This is a genomic window from Methylocystis sp. H62 (assembly GCF_015709515.1).
Classification (GTDB): Bacteria; Pseudomonadota; Alphaproteobacteria; order Rhizobiales; family Beijerinckiaceae; genus Methylocystis.
Genome location: NZ_JADNQZ010000055.1, coordinates 1 through 5,230 on the forward strand (window position 1 = coordinate 1; position 5,230 = coordinate 5,230).

General features: G+C 65.2%; 5 protein-coding genes. 3 read left to right on the forward strand and 2 right to left on the reverse strand.

Annotated features, from left to right (window positions below; translation table 11 throughout):
• Positions 1-647, reverse strand: a 647-nt coding sequence (locus IYY11_RS12935; RefSeq protein ID WP_196404234.1) for a GlxA family transcriptional regulator, incomplete at its 3' end; no start/stop codon positions are given.
• Positions 648-1,019: 372 nt separating this feature from the next.
• On the opposite strand from IYY11_RS12935, the gene IYY11_RS12940 reads away from it, so the two are divergent.
• The 3 genes from IYY11_RS12940 (at position 1,020) to IYY11_RS12950 (ending at position 3,990) form a co-directional block, all read left to right on the forward strand.
• Positions 1,020-2,015, forward strand: a complete 996-nt coding sequence (locus tag IYY11_RS12940; RefSeq protein WP_196404235.1) for a L,D-transpeptidase — start codon at positions 1,020-1,022, stop codon at positions 2,013-2,015.
• Positions 2,016-2,220: 205 nt separating this feature from the next.
• Positions 2,221-3,438, forward strand: coding sequence for an LL-diaminopimelate aminotransferase (locus tag IYY11_RS12945; protein ID WP_196400818.1), 1,218 nt, complete (start codon positions 2,221-2,223; stop codon positions 3,436-3,438).
• Positions 3,439-3,522: 84 nt separating this feature from the next.
• Positions 3,523-3,990 carry a protein tyrosine phosphatase family protein gene (locus IYY11_RS12950; RefSeq protein ID WP_196404236.1) on the forward strand — a complete coding sequence of 156 codons (468 nt, stop codon included), beginning with the start codon at positions 3,523-3,525 and terminating at the stop codon, positions 3,988-3,990.
• Here IYY11_RS12950 and dapE read toward each other — a convergent pair.
• Positions 3,953-5,122 carry a succinyl-diaminopimelate desuccinylase gene (gene dapE, locus IYY11_RS12955; protein WP_196404237.1) on the reverse strand — a complete coding sequence of 390 codons (1,170 nt, stop codon included), beginning with the start codon at positions 5,120-5,122 and terminating at the stop codon, positions 3,953-3,955. The genes IYY11_RS12950 and dapE overlap by 38 nt on opposite strands.
• Positions 5,123-5,230: the final 108 nt, after the last annotated feature.

Sequence of the window (5,230 nt, forward strand, 5' to 3'; positions counted from 1 at the left end):
CCGCCCGGTCGCCTCGGGAACACCAGCAGCGCGCGTGCGACGCCGAGCATCGTATCCCTGCCCAGATCCTCCTCCACCAGAGATAGGGCGAGGTCGATGCCTGCTGTGATCCCGCCTGATGTGTAGACATTCCCATCGCGGACAAAGATGCGGCTCGCGTCGACTTCGATGGACGGATACGCCTTCGCGAGACGGTCTGCATAAGTCCAGTGCGTTGTCGCGCGCCTGTGGTCCAAGAGGCCTGCTCGCGCGAGAACAAACGCGCCAGTGCAAATCGAAACGATCCGCCGCGTCCTGGGCGCGATCCACCGCACCCATTGGAGGAGCGCAGAGTCTTCGGTGACGGCCTCGCAACCCATGCCGCCGACCACGACTAAGGTGTCCAATCCCTCAACCATATCGCCGTAGCTGTGGGAGGCGACGATCTGCAGTCCGGACATCGTCGGGACAGGTCCCGCCGCTTCAGCGATCACGATGGACTGGTAGGTCGGCGGCTTCCTCAGCACGCTCAACATAAGGTTGGCCCAGTGGAACGTTTCGAACGGACCTGAAAGATCAAGGCTCTGGCAGTCGGGGTAGACCAAAAACCCGACCCGACGGAACCGGGCGTCTTCAGGGGATCGCTTTTTTGAGAGTTCCTTTTCCATGACGCGATCGTCACGCCGGCCTCGACTCGCCGCAAGGACAAAATACCCACGTTTTCGGCCAAGCAGTCGGAGCCAAAAAGCGGCCCTGGCGTCCGCCGCAGCCATTGGCGCAGCGCGCGCCTCTGCCACATGCGGATTCGGAGCCTTCGGCCGTTCCGCTGCATGCCCCTGCCCCACACCCTCGCTTCGCTCGACCTCTTCCCGCGCACAGCGAGGTTTGCAGTGTGCGACACTTCCCCGCTGCGGACGCGTCCTTTCCAATCGCCTCGCTCGCAGCGGTTGTGCCCCGCCGCACTTTGTTAACCTAGCTGTCCGTGCTACCCGCAATTCGTTACGCGTGGACCTTGGGGGCCATGTTTCGGGGGGCATGTCATGACCATCATTGCAGCGAACCGCCGCGGATTTTTGGGCGCGATGCTTCTGGCGAGCGCCGTCATCGCCGGGCGCCGCGCCTTCGGCGACGAGAAGATGGCGGAGATCGGCCGGCTCAAGCCGGGCGAATACATCTGGCGCCCCGAGCTCGCCTTGAAGGGACCCGTCTCCGTCGTCGTGTCGCTTCCCCAGCAGCGCGTGCATGTCTATCGCAACGGCATCCGCATCGCCGCCTCCACCTGTTCGACCGGCAAGCCCGGACATACGACGCCGACCGGCGTCTTCGTCGTGCTGGAGAAGGACCGGAATCATCACTCGTCGCTGTACGACGACGCGCCGATGCCGAACATGAACCGCCTCACCTGGTCGGGCGTCGCGCTGCACGCCGGCAATCTGCCCGGCTATCCGGCGTCGCATGGCTGCGTGCGGCTGCCGGCGAAATTCTCCGAATTGCTGTTCGGCGTCACCCATATCGGCACGCCGGTCATCATCGCCGGCGCCCATACCGACCCCTGGGAGCTGACCCATCCGGGCATGGTGCTGAGCGGCTATGCCGAACAGGAGTTCGAACAGGTGCTCTCCGGGCTTGAGGGCAAGAAGCATCCCTCCGACTGGACGGAAGCCGAGAATTTCCCCGTCACCAGCGTCGTCGCCTCATCCGCCGATCATGTGATCGAGCTGATCGAGAACGACCATGTGGTCGCGAAATCCGTCCTTGGCTTGGAGGGCGCCGACAAGCTCGGCTCGCATGTGTTCGTGCTGAACGGCGCCGACCAGACGTCGCGCGGCATGCATTGGAGCGCGATCACGCATCATCACGAGGATGCGACGCTCGCGCCGAACCAGGATGTGATCCAGCGGCTTCGCGCCGACCCGGCCTTCAACGCGGCCATGCAGGCGCGCATGCATCCCGGCATGACCATGGTGCTGACCGACGCGCCGCTGTCGCCCGACAGCCGCTCGGGCAAGGATTTCGTCATCGTCACCACGGAGTGATGGGGGCGCCGGACGTCGGGTTTTGGCGGGGGCGAGCCGCGGCGGCGCCGTCGGGTGAAGGGCTCCTCATCCTGAGGAGCGTGCGCAGCACGCGCCTCGAAGGGCGAGGACGCCCTGCACCCGATCGCCCGGGCGCCCCGCCCCTGACGCCCGCGCCAAAATGCGCTAGACTCGCCGCTTCGCGCCTTCCGGAACAAAGACTGAAATGTCGGATTTCTATCGCATCAAGCGTCTGCCGCCTTACGTCTTCGAGCAGGTGAACCGCCTCAAGGCGCGCGCCCGCGCCGGCGGCGCCGACATCATCGACCTCGGCATGGGCAATCCCGACCTGCCCGCCCCCAAGCATGTCATCGAGAAACTCGTCGAGACCGCCGGCAAGCCGCGCACCGACCGCTATTCGGCCAGCAAGGGCATCGCCGGGCTGCGCCGCGCCCAGGCGGGCTATTACGCGCGCCGCTTCGGCGTGACGCTTGACCCGGAGTCGCAGGTCGTCGCGACGCTCGGCTCCAAGGAGGGCTTCGCCAATATGGCGCAGGCGATCACCGCGCCGGGCGACGTGGTGCTGGTGCCAAACCCCTCCTACCCGATCCACGCCTTCGGCTTTCTGATGGCCGGCGGCGTCATCCGCTCCGTGCCCTCGGCGCCGACGCCCGACTATTTCGTGGCGCTGGAGCGCGCCATCATCCACTCGATTCCCAAGCCGATCGCGGTCGTCGTCTGCTATCCGTCCAATCCGACGGCGGAAGTGGCCTCGCTCGACTTCTACAAGGACCTCGTCGCCTTCGCGAAGAAGCACGAGATCTTCGTGCTCTCGGACCTCGCCTACGCCGAAGTCTATTTCGACGACAATCCGCCGCCCTCGATGCTGCAGGTGCCGGGCGCGATGGATGTGACGGTCGAATTCACCTCGATGTCGAAGACCTTCTCGATGGCCGGCTGGCGCATCGGCTTCGCGGTCGGCAATGAGCGGCTGCTCTCGGCGCTGGCGCGGGTGAAGAGCTATCTCGACTACGGCGCCTTCACGCCCGTGCAGGTCGCCGCGGTCGCGGCGCTCAACGGGTCCGACGACTGCGTCAAGGAGATGCGCGCGATCTACAAGCGGCGGCGCGACGTGATGGTCGAGAGCTTCGCCCAGGCGGGCTGGCCGATTCCGGCGCCGCGCGCATCGATGTTCGCCTGGGCGCCGGCGCCCGAGCGCTTCCGCAACATCTCGACACTGGAATTTTCGAAGCTGCTGATCGAGAAGGCCGACGTCGCCGTCGCGCCGGGCGAGGGCTTTGGCGAACATGGTGAGGGGTTTGTGCGCCTCGCGCTCGTCGAGAACGAGCAGCGAATCCGTCAGGCGGCGCGTAATCTGCGGCGCTTCTTCGAGACGGCGGATGCGCAGCTGCACAATGTCGTGCCGCTCGCCGCGCGGGGGTGACGAGGCCTCGCCGTCTCGGGAAACGCAGCGCGTGAGATAGGCAGGCGTCCGAATCCAGGTTAACGAGGAACCATCGGAGCCCTGATGACAGAGGCCATGGCCGATCCCGCCGACATCTACAATTGGCTGCGTCTCGATGCGCGGACCACGACATCCGGCCAGCCGACGCAAGCGCAGTTCGATGAGATCGCCGCGCTTGGCGTGCGCGAGGTGATCAATCTTGCGCCCGCCACAAGCGAGAAGGCGCTGAAGAACGAGGCGGAGATTCTGGCGGCGCTGGGCCTGCGCTACACGTATATTCCGGTCGATTTTCAAAATCCCACCGAAGAGGACTTCGATCGCTTCCGCGCGGCGTTCGAAAGCGCGGGGGAATCCGCGACGCATGTTCACTGCATCGCGAACTACCGGGTCTCGGCCTTCCTCTATCTCTACCGGATCAGCGCAGGCGTGGAAGAAGCCCGCGCCCGGGCCGACCTCGACAGAATATGGACGCCTAACCCGATTTGGGCCGGTTTCATCGAGCGGATGCGGAGTCGAAATAGCGCTCGATGATGCGCGCATAGACCGCGCAGAGCCCGTCGATGTCGGCGACGCGAGCGTTCTCGTCAACGGCGTGGATCGTCTCGTTGGTGAGGCCGAACTCCAGCACCGGACAATAATTGGTGATGAAGCGCGCGTCGGAGGTGCCGCCGGTCGTCGAGAGTTCCGGCGTCATTCCCGTCACCTGCCGCACGGCGTCAACAACGAGTTCGGTGAAGGCGCCGGGCTTGGTGATGAAGGACTTGGCGTTCGAGGGCGGGAATTCAACTTCGACATTCGCGGTCGGCGCCGCTTCCTTGATGACCTGCAGAATGCGCTCTTTCAGCGAATTATGCGTCCAGACGTCGTTGAAGCGAACATTGAACTGCGCGCGCGCCTCGCCGGGGATGACATTGACCGCAGGATTGCCGATGTCGATCGTCGAAAATTCGAGGTTGGAGCGCTCGAAATGCGTCGTGCCCTTATCGAGCTCGTGCCCCGAGAGCGCAGAGACGATGCGCGCGATGATCGGCGCCGGATTTTCCGCGCGCTGCGGATAGGCGACATGGCCCTGCTTGCCGATGACGCGAATGCGTCCGCTGAGCGAACCGCGCCGGCCGATCTTGATCATGTCGCCGAGCGTCGACGCATTGCTGGGCTCGCCGACGATGCAGTGATCGAACCGCTCCCCCCGCGCACGCGCCCATTCAAGCAGCTTCACCGTGCCATTGATCGACACGCCTTCCTCATCGCCGGTGATGAGCAGCGAGACCGTTCCCTGCTGCGGGCCACGCCGCTCGACATAGGCGATCGCGGCGGCGACGAATGCGGCGATGGCGCCCTTCATGTCCGAGGCGCCGCGGCCGTAGACGCGGCCATCCGAGATTTCCGCCGCGAAGGGTTCGAAGCGCCAGCGCGCCGGATCGCCCGGCGGCACGACGTCGGTGTGCCCAGCGAAAGCGAGATGCGGCGCGCCCGAACCGATCTTGGCGAAGAGATTGTCGATGTCGGGCGTACCCGGCGCGGAGAAGACGATTCGATGCGTCTCGAAGCCGACGGCTTTCAACGCCTTCTCGACGACGTCAAGCGCGCCGGCGTCGGCCGGCGTCACGGACGGACAGCGGATGAGTTCGCGGGTAAGCGCGACAGCGCGGGACTCCGACATCGTCAATTCGCTTTGTTCAGTTCGAGCAGGTCAGCATCATTGACGTTGCAGACGCTCACCCTCCCCTCGATGGGGAGGGTCGCCTTGCGCAAGCAAGGCGGGGTGGGG

What these genes read in the sequence shown, in the direction of transcription:
- IYY11_RS12940 (WP_196404235.1), top strand. Translation starts at nt 1,020, where the DNA reads ATGACCATCATTGCAGCGAACCGCCGCGGATTTTTGGGCGCGATGCTT.
- IYY11_RS12945 (WP_196400818.1), top strand. Translation starts at nt 2,221, where the DNA reads ATGTCGGATTTCTATCGCATCAAGCGTCTGCCGCCTTACGTCTTCGAG.
- IYY11_RS12950 (WP_196404236.1), top strand. Translation starts at nt 3,523, where the DNA reads ATGACAGAGGCCATGGCCGATCCCGCCGACATCTACAATTGGCTGCGT.
- dapE (WP_196404237.1), bottom strand. Translation starts at nt 5,122, where the DNA reads ATGTCGGAGTCCCGCGCTGTCGCGCTTACCCGCGAACTCATCCGCTGT.